The organism is Cognatilysobacter lacus (assembly GCF_008274655.1).
GTDB classification, from domain to species: domain Bacteria; phylum Pseudomonadota; class Gammaproteobacteria; order Xanthomonadales; family Xanthomonadaceae; genus Cognatilysobacter; species Cognatilysobacter lacus.
In genome coordinates this window covers 1-13,808 of record NZ_VTRV01000070.1, presented here as the reverse complement: position 1 = coordinate 13,808, position 13,808 = coordinate 1, and the positions used below count along the sequence as shown (strand labels likewise).

Here is a 13,808-nt window from a genome sequence, read left to right as displayed (position 1 = left end):
GATCTGGCGGGAGTCGTCGCCGAGGCGCCCTCCGCGGTCGCATTCGGCAGCACGCCGCGGAGGGTGCCGGCTTCGCCCGGCGTGCCCGCCAGCGTCTGCGGCGGCGGCGGGGGCATTGGCAGCGTCACGCGGTTGGAGCGCAGCAACAGCACTTCGCGGCCGCGGTCGAGTTGCGCGGCCGGACGCACGTCGCCCTCGAGGAATGCACGGCTCTCGTCGGGTCGCAGCGCAACGATGCGACCGACGGGAAATCCGGGTGGAAAGCGCCCGCCCAGCCCCGAGGTCACGATCACGTCGCCGACCTTGATGTCGCTCGACAGCGGAATGCTCGCGAGCGAAAGCAGGTCGTTGCGCCCGGTGCCATAGGCGACCAGCCGCACGCCATTGCGCGCCACGGCGACCGGCACGGCGTGGTCGGGATCGGTGATCAGAAGCACGTCAGAGTGCAGCGGCCCGACCTTCGTGACCTGGCCCAGCAGGCCGCGCGCGTCGATCACGCTCTGGCCTTCGCGCACGCCATCGCCGCTGCCCGCGTCGAGCAGCAGGCGCTGGTGCGTGGGATCCAGGTCGACATCGAGGATCGGTGCGAGCTGCACGTCCAGACCGCCCCGCTGCGCGGCATCGAGCAATGCACGCAGTCGCGAGTTGTCGGAAATCACGGTGCTGAGCCGCGCGATGCGTGCCTGCGAAACCAGCAGCTCGCGACGCAGTTCCTGGTTGCGGTGCGCGAGTTGCGCAACCGTGGCGACGTTGTCGGTGGTGCTGTCGACGAGATGCCCCGGAAGGCCCGCCAGCGCCCGCACCGGCTCGACGACCACGCCGACCTGCTGGCGCAGCGTGTGCATCCAGCCGCCACGATGGTCGAGCACCGCCAGCGCCAGCGCCGCTGCCAGATAGGCGAGCAGGCGCAGCGTGCCTGCGGCGTCGCCAAGTCGGGCGGGGGCGGTCGAAGGGGGCACGTGCGGGCGTAAGGCCAATGTCGGAAGTGGCGGACGCGATCCGCGGACGATTCAGGCCCGCCTTGGCAGGACGCGCGCGTCGATCGCGATCGCGGCGTCCTGTTCGCGTCCTCAGTCGGGCGCGAAGAACTCGTTGCCGTGCATGTCGACCAGCTCGAGCGCGCGCCCGCCACCACGCGCCACGCAGGTCAGCGGATCATCCGCCACCTGCACGTGCAGGCCGGTTTCCTCGCTGATGAGGCGATCGACGTCGCGCAGCAGCGCGCCGCCGCCGGTGAGCACGATGCCGCGCTCGGCCACGTCGGCGCACAGTTCAGGCGGCGTCTGTTCCAGCGCGAGCCGGATCGCCGCAACGATGCCGCCGAGCGGCTCGCGCAGCGCGTCGAGTACCTCGTTGGAGCTGATGGTGATCATCTTCGGCACGCCCTCGGCGAGGTTGCGTCCGGAGACCTCCATCGTGCGCGCTTCGGGCTGCGGATACGCGCAGCCGATGGTGAGCTTGATGCGCTCGGCCGTGGCCTCGCCGATCAGCGTGCCGTAGTGGCGACGCACGTAATTGATGATCGCCTCGTCGAAGCGGTCGCCGCCGATGCGTACCGACTGCGAGTACACGACGCCGTTGAGCGCGATCACCGCGACTTCCGTGGTGCCGCCGCCGATGTCGACGACCATCGAGCCGCGCGCCTCGGTCACCGGCATGCCGGCGCCGATCGCGGCCGCCATCGGCTCCTCGATCAGGTAGACCTCGCGGGCGCCCGCCTCTTCGGCCGACTCCTTGATCGCGCGGCGCTCGACCTGGGTCGAGCCGCAGGGCACGCAGACCAGCACGCGCGGGCTCGGGCGCAGGAAGCGCGACTTGTGCACCTTGCGGATGAAGTGCTTGAGCATCTCCTCCGTGTAGGTGAAGTCGGCGATGACGCCGTCCTTCATCGGGCGGATGGTGGTGATGTGGCCCGGCGTACGGCCGAGCATCTGCTTGGCTTCGGCGCCGACGGCGGCCACCGAGCGGCTGCCGCCGACCATGCGGTCCTGGCGCACTGCCACGACCGACGGCTCGTTCAGGACGATGCCCTGGCCGCGCACATAGATGAGGGTATTGGCCGTGCCCAGGTCGATGGACAGGTCATTGGAAAAAATACCGCGGAATTTCTTCAACATCGGGGGAAATCACCCGTAAAGGGAGGCGCGGGGGCGCGGGCGCCGTTTGCAGGCGCGAGGGTCTGCAGCCTAGCAACGGGGTCCCGCCGGGGCAAGGAATCACCGGCTCTTCACGGCGGTTTCTGCCGCGCCGGGTCACACACCGGCCGGTCAGCGGTTCAGCATCGGGTGCTTTGAAGTCTTTGCTGGCCGGCGCCGGACCCAGCCGCTACGCTACGCGCCGCGCTGCGTCCGGCGTGGTGACCCCTGGGGAAGTCCTGATGTCTGCCTTGATCTGCGGCTCGCTGGCCTACGACACCATCATGGTGTTCCCGGACCAGTTCAAGAATCACATCCTGCCGGACAAGGTGCACATCCTGAACGTCTCGTTCCTGGTGCCGCGCATGCGCCGCGAGTACGGCGGCTGCGCCGGCAACATCGCCTACAACCTCAAGCTGATCGGCGGCGACCCGATCCCGATGGCGACCGTCGGACAGGACTTCGCGCCGTACCAGGCGCACTTCGAGAAGTGCGGGATCCGGCTCGACCAGGTGCGTGCGATCGAGGACATGTTCACGCCGCAGGCGTTCATCACCACCGACCTCGACAACAACCAGATCACCGCCTTCCACCCCGGGGCGATGAGCCGCTCGCACGACAACCACGTGCGCGACGTCGAAGGCGTCACCTTCGGCATCGTGGCGCCGGACGGCCGCGACGGCATGATCCAGAACGCGCAGGAATTCCACGACTGCGGGATCCCCTTCATCTTCGATCCCGGCCAGGCCATGCCGCTGTTCAACGGCGACGAGTTCCGCAATTTCATCGAGCTGGCCGATTACGTCGTCGTCAACGACTACGAATCGAACCTGCTGCAGGAACGCACCGGCTGGGATGAGAAGACCATCGCCTCGAAGGTGCGCGCGTACATCACCACGCGCGGCCCGCGCGGCTCGCAGATCCACGTCGACGGCCAGTGCCACGAGGTGCCGCCGGCGCGCGAGCGCGACATCGTCGACCCGACCGGTTGCGGGGACGCCTTCCGCGCGGGACTGATCCTGGGCCTGATGCGCGGCTACGACCTGCCCACCTGCGGCCGCATGGGCTCGCTGATGGGCGCGCTGAAGGTCGGCCACCCGGGCACGCAGAACCAGCGCTTCACCTACGACGAGTTCGCCGCCGAGTTCCACGATCAGTTCGGGCACGCGTTGTGAGCCCGGCGGTCACGCGTCGTCGTCCGTTCGCCGCGCTCGTGCTGCTGGCGTTCGCTCCGGCCGCGAGTGCCCGCGAAGTCACCGTCGAATGCGCCGCCAGCGTCAACGGCGTGGCGTACTACTCCGATGTCTTCCAGTACGAATTGGGCGACAAGGACGACACGCAGTTCGGCGAGATCTGGAACTCGCCGCAGGAACGCGATTTCGCCGAGCACCTCCGCCGCAACTATGGCGCTACCGGCAAGGAAACCGTGAGCTGCAACGTGGCGGAGGACGGGCAGCGCAAGGAGAGCAGCCGCTTCGAGTTCAACGGCGTCGCCGTCCGCAAGGTGCAGACCGGCTACGTGCCGAAGGCACGCTGATCGCTCCAGCAATGCGGTAGCCGAAAGGCCCGCGCTCGCGGGCCTTTCGCGTTGCGGACGTCAGTGCCGGTCACTCGTGCGTCGATGTCGCGCCGACGACGCCGATCACCAGCCCGGCATCTGCGATGCATCGAGCCCGCCGACCTCGAACACGGCGGTCTGCGGCGGCGCGCCCTTCAGCGGCAGGGTGATCTCGATCGTCTTGGAGTGCGTGACGGTCCGCCACAAGGCGCGCTCGTCTTCGACGAACATCGCGATCGCTTCGTCCGTCTTCGGGCGACTGCCGGCCATGCTGCGCGGCTTGCCGTCCACCTTCACCTTCAACGTACAACCGTCGTAGCAGTTGAAGTCGCCGTTATCGAGTACGAGATAACTGCTGCGGCCCCAGGAAGGATGGTCGCGGAAGATCAGCCGTACATGGCTGCGGCCGGCGCCGGTGTCGATGTCGTCCTTCGCATAGATCGACGCATTGAGCTGCTTGCCCTCGCCCACCGGGCTGGTCTGGTACGACCACAGGCCCGCCAGGCGCGCGGACTCGCCCTGCTCCTCCGCCTTGGCCTTCGCCTCCGCGCAACGCGTCGCGAAGCGTTGCACCACGGCGCTCTTCGGATAGCGATACGCGATGACGTCGCACTGCGCGCGGGCGAGCGTCCAGTTCTGGTTGCCGAGCTGCACGTCCAGGTCGTGCGCCATCTGCTCGGCGGCGGCGGCGTCCTGTTGCGCCTTCAGCTTCGCCTCCGCGTTCGGGTCCACCGGGGGCCCGCAGGCGGCGAGTGTGACCATCAGCAGCGGCGGGATGGCTCGGGACATGCGCATCGGTCGGTCTCCCTCAACGGCAAGGGCCGACCATAACAGCCGCGGCGCGAGCGGCGCCTAGTGCGCGCTGCGTAACTTGACCAGCGCGTTGCGGAACCACGGGCCGCTCTCGATCGCCGACGCGCCCGGGCATTGCACGAGGTACGCCCGCCCGCTCATCGAACTGCGCGTGGCCGCGAGTTCTATGAAGTCCTCGGTGCGCGTGATCGCGTCACGTCGCAGCAGGTAGTTGTACTTGTCCTGCAGGTGCGCGCGCGCCTTGCCTGCGTCGTACCACGAGCCATTGCGCGCGAACCGGCAACCCGATCGTTCGAGTGTCGAGAACAGGCCGGCGATCTCGCGCTGCGTCGCGGGCGGCGGCGACGCCATGGCCGTGGCCGACGCGACGAGCAGGGTGGCAACGAGCAGTGCACGCATCGAATGGCTCCAGACGCCGACCCAGCATCGGCAGGCGCACGCTACGACGGAGCGCCTGAACGCCGATACGACAAGGCCGCCGGATCTGCACCCGGCGGCCTCGGTTTTCTTCAGGGCGACCCGCAACTCATTGGGTCTTGCCCGACTTCGCGTCGGCGATCACCTGTGCAACCGAGCCCGACGTGATCGGGTGGTAGCCCGGCTTGGCCTTCGCGAACACCTGCTCCGCCATCTGCAGCCCCTGCGGCGTCTTAACCAGCGCGCTGTAGGTCGGCATGATCAGCTTGCGACGGCCGATGCGGGTGAGGAACTCGGCGATCGCCGGATTCGCCTGCGTGTAGCCGCTGCGCACCGCGAGCGGATACCAGCGCTGCGCGATCTCGCCGTTCGGCGTGCCGGTGAAGTGGAAGACGCCGTCGATCTGCGCGAGTTGTTCCGGCTTCATCACCTCCGGCAGGCCCTCGATGAAGTGCACGTATTCGTACGTCGTCCACTTCGAGGTGGTCGCGGCGGTCGGCAGCGTGCCGGCATCGAGGTAGGCCTTGCGCACCGCGTCGACGGCATCGAAGCGGGCACTCGTCACCTGCGGCGCGGTGGCCGGGATGCCGGGCTCGTGCAGCCACGCGTCGAACTCGGCCTGCGTCACCTTGCCCGGGTACTTGTCGAGCAGGTTGGCCTTCGCGTAGTCGGCGAACTGTTCGGTAGTGATCGACTGGAACGCGAAGTGGTCGAAGTAGCCGCGCAGGAACGCATCGAAGGCCTCGCGGCCGAAACGGTTCTCGAGGAACTCGGCGAACCACGCACCCTTGGTGTAGACCGTGCCGGTGAGGTTGTCGTCGGGATCCTTCAGCACGCCTTCCTTGACGGCCAGCGGCTGGAGGTCGCGGTTGGCGTCGGTGAACTCCTTCTTGAGCTCGTTGCGCGCGACGATCTTCTCCATGTCGGCGCGTTCCTTGCCGTACAGGTCCTCGACGATGCGCATCTCGACGTACGTGGTGAAGCCCTCGTTGAGCCATGCATCGCGCGCACGCGCGAAGGTGACGAGGTTGCCCGACCAGCTATGCGACAGCTCGTGCGCGATCAGCGAGACCAGCGACTTGTCGCCGGTGATGGCGGTCGGCGTGGCGAAGGTCAGGCGCGGATTCTCCATGCCGCCGTACGGGAACGACGGCGGCAGCACGAGGATGTCGTAGCGCCCCCAGCGATACGGGCCGTAGAGCTTCTCGGCCGTCTCCATCATCTTCTCGGTGTCGGAGAACTCGTTCGCGGCCTTCGGCGCCATCGCGGGCTCGGCCCAGACGCCCGAACGCGGGCCGGTCGGCTTGAACACCAGATCCCCGGCGGCGATGGCCAGCAGGTACGACGGAATCGCCTGCGGCATGGTGAAACTGTAGTCGCCGTCGCGGACGGCCTTGGGATCGTTGTCGGCGCTCATCAGCACCATCACGTCCTTCGGCGAGGTCACGTGCGCGGTGTAGGTGAAGCGCACCATCGTCGTGTCCTGCAGCGGCACCCACGAACGCGCGTGGATCTGCTGGGACTGGCTGAACATGAAGGGCGTCTTCTTGCCCTCGGTCATTTCCGGCGTGAGCCACTGCAGGCCCGACGCGTTGGGCGAGGTGTGGTACGTGATGCGGATGCGCTTGTTGCGCTCCGGCGCCGCGATCGTGAGCTTGGTGCCGAGGATCTTGTCCGGCGTCGGCGCCAGCACGTAGGTCAGGTCGCGCCAGTTGCCGTCGGCGCGTTCGCCGACGACCTTGTCGATGCTGATGTCGCGCGTGTCCAGCACCAGCTTGCCCCACTTCGGGTCGAGCCAGTCGAGCGTGTAGGTCGCGCTGCCGGACAGCTCCTTCTTGTCGAAATCGACATTGAGCTCGAGTGCGATGTCCTTCGTCTTGACCTTGTCAGGCTCGGCGTAGGAATGCTCGTCCAGGCGCGGTGCCTCGGTCGCCGCGGCGGGAGGCGCTTTCGCCTCGCCACCGGTGGTCGGCGTGGGCTGGCGGTTGCAGCCTGCGGCAGCCAGCACGGCGAGTGCGAGCAGGGAAACGGTGATCAGCGGAATCGTTCGCATGGTCGATGCCCATCGGAAGACCCGGGGAGTGTACTTCGCTACACCGTGACGGCCGACAGCCGGACTTCCGGCACGGGCTGCGGCGGCGGCGCGTGATTCATCCTCGCCGCCGTTGTTCGATGCCTCGCCGCAGCCACATGTGCCATCAGGCATGGCGTGGCCCGCTAAACCCGCACGCGCCGCGACGCATCTTTCGCCCAGTGCTTTCGACAAAAGACCCCACGATGACCCTGCTCCGTACCGCCCTCGCGCTCGCCACGCTCGCGTTCGTCCTGCCCGCCACCGCGGCCGACGCCACCCGCATCCCGCATCTCGATGGCGACATCGTGATCGATGGCGTGCTCGACGACGCGGCGTGGTCGCAGGCCGTGCCGGTGGAACTCGGCTACGAGATCTCGCCCGGCGACAACACGCCCTCGCCGGTGCACACGACGATGCGCATGGCCAGCACGCGCGACGCGCTCTACCTGTCGTTCCACGCGCTGGACCCGGAGCCGTCGAAGATCCGCGCGCACCTTACGGACCGCGACGGCCCCTACCGCGACGACTTCGTCGGCGTGATGCTGGACACGTTCGACGACCACCGCCGCAACTACGAGTTCTTCGTCAACCCGCTCGGCGTGCAGATGGACCTCATCCGCGAGGAAGCCACCAGCAACGAGGACGACTCGTGGGATGGCCTGTGGACGAGCGCCGGCCGCATCACCGCCGACGGCTACGACGTCGAGATGCGCATCCCGTTTTCGACGCTGCGGTTCCGCAACACCCAGGGCGCCAAGCAGTGGGGCGTGATCGGCCTGCGCAGCTACCCGCGCAACGTGCGCCACCAGCTCGCCAACGTGGTGATCCCGCGCGGCGGCAACTGCCTGCTCTGCCATGCGGCGAAGATCGAAGGCATGGAAGGCGTGCAGCAGGGCCGCAACCTGGAGGTGGTGCCTACGCTGACGGTGACCGACGCCGAGTCGCGCGACCGCCGCGACGGCGACTGGCATGGCGAAGGCGTGCAGGTCGAACCGGGTGTCGACGTGTCGTGGGCGCCGTCGCCCAACCTCACGCTCAACGCGACGATCAATCCCGACTTCTCGCAGGTGGAGACCGACCAGGCGCAGCTCGACCTCACCAGCAATTTCGCGCTGTATTTCCCCGAGAAGCGTCCGTTCTTCATGGAAGGCGCCGATTACTTCAACACGCCCTTCCAGGTGCTCTACACCCGCCAGATCGCAAACCCGGACTACGGCCTGCGCATCACCGGCCGCACCGGCAGCGGCGCCTACGGCGCGTTCGTCGCACGCGACGCCACCACGCAGTTGCTGGTGCCGGGCGTGCTCGGTTCCGGCTTCGACGTGCTGGAGCAGCCGGCCGACGTGCTGGTCGCACGGTATCGCCACGACCTCAACGCCAGCACCAGCATCGGCCTGGTGACGACCGCACGCCACGGCGACGACTACCGCAACGACGTCGCCGGCGTCGACGGGCGCTGGCAGCACGGCGGCCACACCGTCGTCGCGCAGCTGCTTCGCAGCGATTCGCAATACCCGACCTCGCTCGGCTTTGCCGACAACGCGCCCTCGGGCGCCGCATGGCGCGCGCAGTACGACTACGAAACCCGCAACTGGTTCGCGTCGAGCTGGCACGAGAAGGTAGATCCCGGTTTCCGCGCCGACCTCGGCTTCATCGGCCAGGTCGGTTACGACAAGTCGCTGGTCGGCGGCGGCTACAACTGGTTCTTCGACAAGGGCTCGAAGATCAACCGCGTGCAACTGTATTCGGACTTCGACATCACCCACCGCTTCGACGGCCAGCTTCTGGAGCGTGAGCTGGAGGCGCGGCTGTCCTTGAACGGGCCGCTGCAGAGCAACTTCGGCGTGCAGGGACTGACCCGCTCGCGGTTCTGGGACGGCCGGCTGTTCGAGGAGTCGTACATCAACCTGTTCGCCAGCGCGATACCGCGCTCGGGCGTGCAACTGGGCGGCAATTTCCGCACCGGCCCGCAGATCGACATCGCCGCGTCGCGCCGTGGCCACGGCCGGTTCTTCGACGTCAACGGCAGCGTCGCGCTGGGCCGCGGCCTGAGCGTCAACGTCGACCTGTTCCAGCAGAGCTTGCGCCGCGACGGCGGCACCGCGTTCGAAGCCACGGTGCTGGATACGCGGCTCGCGTGGCAGATGGATCCGCGCCAGCGCCTGCGCATGACGGTGCAGGCCAGCAACGTCGACAAGGACCCAGCGTTGTACACGCACCCGGTCAACCGCCACGCGCGCGATATCGGCGCGCAGCTGGTGTACTCGTACAAGGTGAATCCGCGCACGGCGGTGTACGCCGGCGGCACGCTCGGCGGATTCCTCGACGACGAACACCGCGACCTGTTCGCCAGCAGCCGCGGCGTGTTCTTCAAGCTCAGCTACGGCTGGCAGCCCTGATGCCGCGTTGACTCGCGGAGGCGGGCTGCGCGTTCGATCACCGCAGCGGCGAACGCGCTCGCCGTTGCGCGCTCATCCGCGGCCGATGCACGCGCGGACGGCCCTCGCCGTCGGCGCGTTTCAGCCGTCGCACATCAGGCCTTGTAGCCGGTGTGGATGGCGACGATGCCGGCGGACAGGTTGCGATACGAGGTGCGTGCGAAGCCCGCGGCATCCATCATCGCCTGCAGCTCGCGTTGCGGCGGGTGCTTGCGGATGCTCTCGGCGAGGTAACGGTAGCTGGCTTCGTCGCCGGCGATCATCGATCCGAGCCGCGGCAGCACGTTGAACGAGTGGAAGTCGTACAGCGGGCGGAACCAGCCGGCGGTGACCTGCGAGAACTCCAGCACGCGCGCCTGTCCGCCCGGCCGCAACACCCGCAGCATCTCGCGCAGGGCGGCATCCTTGTCGGTGACGTTGCGCAGGCCGAAGGCGATGGTCACCAGGTCGAAATAGCCGTCGGGAAACGGCAGCTCCTGGGCATTGCACTGCACCCACGAAAGCCCGCCCACGCGACCGCGGTCGGTCATGCGGTCGCGTCCGACGCGGAGCATGTCGCCGTTGATGTCGCCGACCACCACCTCGCCCGTGTCTCCGACGCGGTCGGCCAGGAGTGCGGCGATGTCGCCCGTGCCGCCGGCGAGGTCGAGCACGCGGTCGCCGCGCTTGGCCTGCGCGGTGGCAACGAAGTAGCGCTTCCACACGCGATGGATGCCCAGCGACATCAGGTCGTTCATCACGTCGTACTTGGTCGCGACTGACGAGAACACTTCGCCGACGAGCTTCTGCTTGTCGCCGACGGGAACGTCGCGATATCCGAAATGCGTGGTGCCGGGCCGCGGGTCTTCGCTCATGCCCGCGATTATTGCACCCCCGCGACGAGCGTCAGGTGCCGGGGTCGAAACGGCTCCCCGAGTCCGCGTAGCCGGATTGGCCGGGCACCGGCGATCGCGCTCGCCGCTGCGGCCCCTTCGACCGTGACGACGACCAACGCAGCGACCACCTCGGGCGACGCGAGGGGATCGCGTCGGCGCCATGGCCGCATGCGCTCCACCATGGAACTCCGGGCCGCATCGAGTGGACAGGCCCGACATTGAATCCTCTCGGCCCCCGACAGTTCGGCGCCGGCCGGCTCAGCCCGGCCCTGCAGGCTTGAAGACCATCAGCGCGAACACGCCGAGCACCCCGAGGAACGCGGGCCAGCCCAGCACGAACCACCAGCGCATCGTGCGCATGTACGCCGCGGGCAGCGGCGAATCGGTATCGGCCGCGATCCGCGCCAGGTCGCGTGCCCGCGCCTGCAGCCACACCACCGGCAACCAGCAGGCGCCCACGACGAAGAACAGCACCAGCGCCGAGCCGATCCAGAACGTCGAATACGGGGCGCCGAGGCGGTGCACCATCCACGCACCCGTCAGGAACTGCACCAGCACCGCCGGTGCGGTGAACACGGTGTCGGCGATCACCACCACGCGCGCGGTCTTCGCGATGTGGCGTGCGTCGCCGGTCAGGTGCGCCATCCACATGAAGAACGCGATGCCGAGCCCGGTGCCGAACAGCAACGTCGACGAGAGGATGTGGATCCACTTGATCCAGAGGTAGGCCATGGCCGGTGCCGTGCGCGGAGACGCGCCATCATGCACCGCCGTGACGTGCCGGCCACGCCGGCATGCGCATCCTCCGCGGCGAGGTGATTACATGAACACCGACCTGCACCCCGACGACGTCGAAACCCTGTCACTCGCGAAATCGGCGGACTACCTGCTGGAGGAATGTCGCGTCGTGATCCCAGGCGTGCAGACGCTTTTCGGCTTCCAGCTGGCGGTCGCGTTCACCGATCGCTTCGACAATGCGCTCACGCATTCGGAAAAGCTGCTGCACTTCGGCGCGCTGGCCCTGGTCGGCGGCGCGATCGCGCTGATCATGGCGCCCGCGGCCTATCACCGGCTGACCTCGGCCGATCGCGTCACCAGCCACTTCCTGCGCGTCAGCACGCGCATGCTGCTGGCGGGCATGCCGCTGCTGATGCTCTCGCTGGCGATGGACACCTACCTGGTCGGCCGCATCATCACCGGCACGCGCGTCGCCGGATGGGTGGCAGGCGTGATGCTCGCCACCTTCGCCGGGCTGTGGTTCGCGCTTCCACTGGTGAGCCGCGTGCTGCGGCTGGATCCGAGCGCGCGGCGCTGACGGCTAGAGGATGTAGCGCGACAGGTCGGGGTCCTTGACCAGTTCGGCCAGCTGCGCGTCCACATACGCGCGATCGATGGTCACGGTGTCGCCGCCGCGGTCCGGCGCTTCGTAGCTCAGCGCATCGAGCAGGCGCTCGAGCACGGTGTGCAGCCGCCGCGCGCCGATGTTTTCCTGGCGCTCGTTGACCTGCGCCGCGAGCTCCGCGATCCGGTCGACCGCATCCGTCGAAAAGGTGAGGCCGATGCCCTCGGTGCGCATGAGTTCCACGTATTGGTGCGTCAGCGATGCGCGCGGCTCGGTCAGGATCTTGACGAAGTCGGCCTTGCTCAGCGACGACAGTTCGACACGGATCGGGAACCGACCCTGCAACTCGGGAATGAGGTCGCTCGGCTTGGCGAGGTGGAACGCGCCGGACGCGATGAACAGGATGTGATCGGTCTTCACCGAGCCGTACTTCGTGCTCACCGTCGATCCTTCCACCAGCGGCAGCAGGTCACGCTGCACGCCTTCGCGCGAGACGTCGCCACCCGTCGCGCCGCTCTCGCCGCGCTTGGCGATCTTGTCGATCTCGTCGATGAACACGATGCCGTGCTGCTCGCACGCTTCGATCGCGGCTTCGCGCACGTCTTCCTCGTTGACCAGGCGCCCGGCTTCCTCTTCGATCAGCAGTGCACGCGCGGTGGCGATGCTCATCGTGCGTCGATGGGTCTTCGCGCCCGCCACCTGCGAAAACATCTGCTTGAGCTGCTGGCCCATCTCTTCCATTCCGGGCGGCGCCATGATGTCGACGCCGACGTTCACCGCGCTCTCGATCTCGACCTCGCGCTCGTCGATCGCGCCGCTTCGCAGCTGCTTGCGCAGCTTCCCGCGCGTGGCGTCGTACTTGCGCTCCTCGTCGGCGTCGTCGGCGTGCTGCTGGGTGTCCTCGAAGCCGAATACCGGCCCCTTTTCCCGGCGCGGCAACAGGACGTCGAGGATGCGTTCCTCGGCGCGCTCCTCGGCCTGCGCGCGCACCTTCTTCTTGGCCTGCTCGCGATACATCTTGACCGCGGTATCGGCGAGGTCGCGCACGATCTGCTCGACGTCCTTGCCCACATAACCGACCTCGGTGAAGCGCGTAGCCTCGACCTTCACGAACGGTGCGTTCGCGAGGGTGGCGAGGCGGCGCGCGATCTCGGTCTTGCCGACGCCGGTGGGCCCGATCATCAGGATGTTCTTGGGCATCACCTCGTTGCGCAGTTCCGGTTCGAGCTGCATGCGACGCCAGCGATTGCGCAGCGCGATGGCGACGGCGCGCTTGGCATCGTGCTGGCCGACGATGTGTCGATCGAGCTCCTGCACGATTTCGCGCGGAGTCATGGTGGCGCTGGTGGTGTCGGGCTTGAGCGACATGGTCTTCCTGTTCGGGGTTCGACGCGGTGGACGGGCGGCGCGGCGGCGGTCATGAGGATCACCGCGGACGGGTCATGCCAGTTCTTCGACCACCAGGTTGCGATTGGTGTAGATGCAGACGTCGCCGGCGATGCCCAGCGCCTCCGTGACGATGCCGCGCGCATCCAGCTGCGTGTGCGCCACGAGCGCGCGCGCCGCCGAGAGCGCGTACGCACCGCCGGAGCCGATCGCCACGATGCCGTCCTCGGGCTCGATCACGTCGCCGGTGCCGGAGACGATCAACGAGGTCTCGCGATCGGCCACGCATAGCAGCGCCTCGAGTTTTCCGAGGCGGCGTTCGGTGCGCCAGTCCTTGGCCATCTCGACCGCCGCGCGGGTGAGCTGGCCGTGCTTCTCCAGCTTGGCCTCGAACAGCTCGAACAGGGTGAACGCGTCAGCGGCGGCGCCTGCGAAACCGGCCAGAACCTGGCCGTCGCGGCCGAGCCGGCGCACCTTTCGCGCGTTCGATTTCATCACGGTGTTGCCGAGCGTGACCTGCCCGTCGCCCCCGACGGCGACGCGGCCATCGCGGCGCACGGACAGGATCGTGGTGGCATGGAAAACATGGGGATTGCGGCTGGGATCCATTCGGGCTCCGGGAGCGCGGCGGCGCTGCGTCCAACCGACGTGAGGGTGCGGACGCGCCCGTTCAAGGCACGCGAAGCGGAGCGGCCGCGCGGATCGGCGGCGGCCGTGCAGGCCAAGAGCGCGCGCGATTGCGGGTGTGCCGGCGCCTGCGCAGCCTCGCG

General features: G+C 68.0%; 13 protein-coding genes. 4 read left to right on the top strand and 9 right to left on the bottom strand.

Features of this window, described 5'->3' with window-relative positions:
• Nucleotides 1-959: rod shape-determining protein MreC (mreC, locus tag FW784_RS07930; RefSeq protein ID WP_149352810.1), on the bottom strand; the 959-nt coding region annotated here is incomplete at its 3' end.
• A 111-nt stretch (nucleotides 960-1,070) separates the two neighbouring features.
• Nucleotides 1,071-2,117 carry a rod shape-determining protein gene (locus FW784_RS07925; protein ID WP_149352809.1) on the bottom strand — a complete coding sequence of 349 codons (1,047 nt, stop codon included), beginning with the start codon at nucleotides 2,115-2,117 and terminating at the stop codon, nucleotides 1,071-1,073.
• Nucleotides 2,118-2,377: 260 nt separating this feature from the next.
• Between FW784_RS07925 and FW784_RS07920 the strand changes: the two genes are divergently transcribed.
• Nucleotides 2,378-3,310, top strand: coding sequence for a carbohydrate kinase family protein (locus FW784_RS07920; RefSeq protein WP_149352808.1), 933 nt, complete (start codon nucleotides 2,378-2,380; stop codon nucleotides 3,308-3,310).
• Nucleotides 3,307-3,672, top strand: coding sequence for a hypothetical protein (locus tag FW784_RS07915; RefSeq protein ID WP_149352807.1), 366 nt, complete (start codon nucleotides 3,307-3,309; stop codon nucleotides 3,670-3,672). Before FW784_RS07920 ends, FW784_RS07915 begins: the two co-directional genes overlap by 4 nt.
• 105 nt (nucleotides 3,673-3,777) lie before the next feature.
• Here FW784_RS07915 and FW784_RS07910 read toward each other — a convergent pair whose 3' ends face one another.
• The 3 genes from FW784_RS07910 to FW784_RS07900 form a co-directional block, all read right to left on the bottom strand.
• Nucleotides 3,778-4,488 carry a hypothetical protein gene (locus FW784_RS07910; RefSeq protein WP_187770722.1) on the bottom strand — a complete coding sequence of 237 codons (711 nt, stop codon included), beginning with the start codon at nucleotides 4,486-4,488 and terminating at the stop codon, nucleotides 3,778-3,780.
• A 57-nt stretch (nucleotides 4,489-4,545) separates the two neighbouring features.
• The gene (locus tag FW784_RS07905; protein ID WP_149352805.1) at nucleotides 4,546-4,905 is read right to left on the bottom strand and encodes a YfeK family protein; all 360 of its coding nucleotides are present in this window, start codon (nucleotides 4,903-4,905) and stop codon (nucleotides 4,546-4,548) included.
• Nucleotides 4,906-5,032: 127 nt separating this feature from the next.
• Complete coding sequence (locus FW784_RS07900; protein ID WP_149352804.1) at nucleotides 5,033-6,976, bottom strand: M1 family metallopeptidase; 1,944 nt, start codon at nucleotides 6,974-6,976, stop codon at nucleotides 5,033-5,035.
• Nucleotides 6,977-7,200: 224 nt separating this feature from the next.
• Here FW784_RS07900 and FW784_RS07895 point away from each other — a divergent pair, with 224 nt between their 5' ends.
• Entirely contained in the window at nucleotides 7,201-9,396 is a 2,196-nt protein-coding gene (locus tag FW784_RS07895; protein ID WP_187770721.1) for a DUF5916 domain-containing protein, read from the top strand.
• A 134-nt stretch (nucleotides 9,397-9,530) separates the two neighbouring features.
• Here FW784_RS07895 and ubiE read toward each other — a convergent pair whose 3' ends face one another.
• Both ubiE and FW784_RS07885 read right to left on the bottom strand, forming a co-directional pair.
• Nucleotides 9,531-10,289: a bifunctional demethylmenaquinone methyltransferase/2-methoxy-6-polyprenyl-1,4-benzoquinol methylase UbiE gene (gene ubiE / locus FW784_RS07890; RefSeq protein ID WP_149352802.1), complete on the bottom strand. Its 759-nt coding sequence runs from the start codon at nucleotides 10,287-10,289 to the stop codon at nucleotides 9,531-9,533.
• A 279-nt stretch (nucleotides 10,290-10,568) separates the two neighbouring features.
• Entirely contained in the window at nucleotides 10,569-11,042 is a 474-nt protein-coding gene (locus FW784_RS07885) for a DUF2269 family protein (protein ID WP_149352801.1), read from the bottom strand.
• Nucleotides 11,043-11,133: 91 nt separating this feature from the next.
• Between FW784_RS07885 and FW784_RS07880 the strand changes: the two genes are divergently transcribed.
• Nucleotides 11,134-11,625: a DUF6328 family protein gene (locus FW784_RS07880; RefSeq protein ID WP_149352800.1), complete on the top strand. Its 492-nt coding sequence runs from the start codon at nucleotides 11,134-11,136 to the stop codon at nucleotides 11,623-11,625.
• A gap of 3 nt (nucleotides 11,626-11,628) precedes the next feature.
• Here FW784_RS07880 and hslU read toward each other — a convergent pair whose 3' ends face one another.
• Nucleotides 11,629-13,020, bottom strand: coding sequence for an ATP-dependent protease ATPase subunit HslU (gene hslU, locus FW784_RS07875; RefSeq protein ID WP_328592718.1), 1,392 nt, complete (start codon nucleotides 13,018-13,020; stop codon nucleotides 11,629-11,631).
• Nucleotides 13,021-13,092: 72 nt separating this feature from the next.
• Entirely contained in the window at nucleotides 13,093-13,647 is a 555-nt protein-coding gene (hslV, locus tag FW784_RS07870; protein ID WP_149352799.1) for an ATP-dependent protease subunit HslV, read from the bottom strand.
• Nucleotides 13,648-13,808 lie beyond the last annotated feature (161 nt).

Bases quoted from the DNA above. Each gene is read 5' to 3' on its own strand.
- FW784_RS07925 (WP_149352809.1), bottom strand. From the start codon at position 2,117: ATGTTGAAGAAATTCCGCGGTATTTTTTCCAATGACCTGTCCATCGAC.
- FW784_RS07920 (WP_149352808.1), top strand. From the start codon at position 2,378: ATGTCTGCCTTGATCTGCGGCTCGCTGGCCTACGACACCATCATGGTG.
- FW784_RS07910 (WP_187770722.1), bottom strand. From the start codon at position 4,488: ATGCGCATGTCCCGAGCCATCCCGCCGCTGCTGATGGTCACACTCGCC.
- FW784_RS07905 (WP_149352805.1), bottom strand. From the start codon at position 4,905: ATGCGTGCACTGCTCGTTGCCACCCTGCTCGTCGCGTCGGCCACGGCC.
- FW784_RS07900 (WP_149352804.1), bottom strand. From the start codon at position 6,976: ATGCGAACGATTCCGCTGATCACCGTTTCCCTGCTCGCACTCGCCGTG.
- FW784_RS07895 (WP_187770721.1), top strand. From the start codon at position 7,201: ATGACCCTGCTCCGTACCGCCCTCGCGCTCGCCACGCTCGCGTTCGTC.
- ubiE (WP_149352802.1), bottom strand. From the start codon at position 10,289: ATGAGCGAAGACCCGCGGCCCGGCACCACGCATTTCGGATATCGCGAC.
- FW784_RS07885 (WP_149352801.1), bottom strand. From the start codon at position 11,042: ATGGCCTACCTCTGGATCAAGTGGATCCACATCCTCTCGTCGACGTTG.
- FW784_RS07880 (WP_149352800.1), top strand. From the start codon at position 11,134: ATGAACACCGACCTGCACCCCGACGACGTCGAAACCCTGTCACTCGCG.
- hslU (WP_328592718.1), bottom strand. From the start codon at position 13,020: ATGTCGCTCAAGCCCGACACCACCAGCGCCACCATGACTCCGCGCGAA.
- hslV (WP_149352799.1), bottom strand. From the start codon at position 13,647: ATGGATCCCAGCCGCAATCCCCATGTTTTCCATGCCACCACGATCCTG.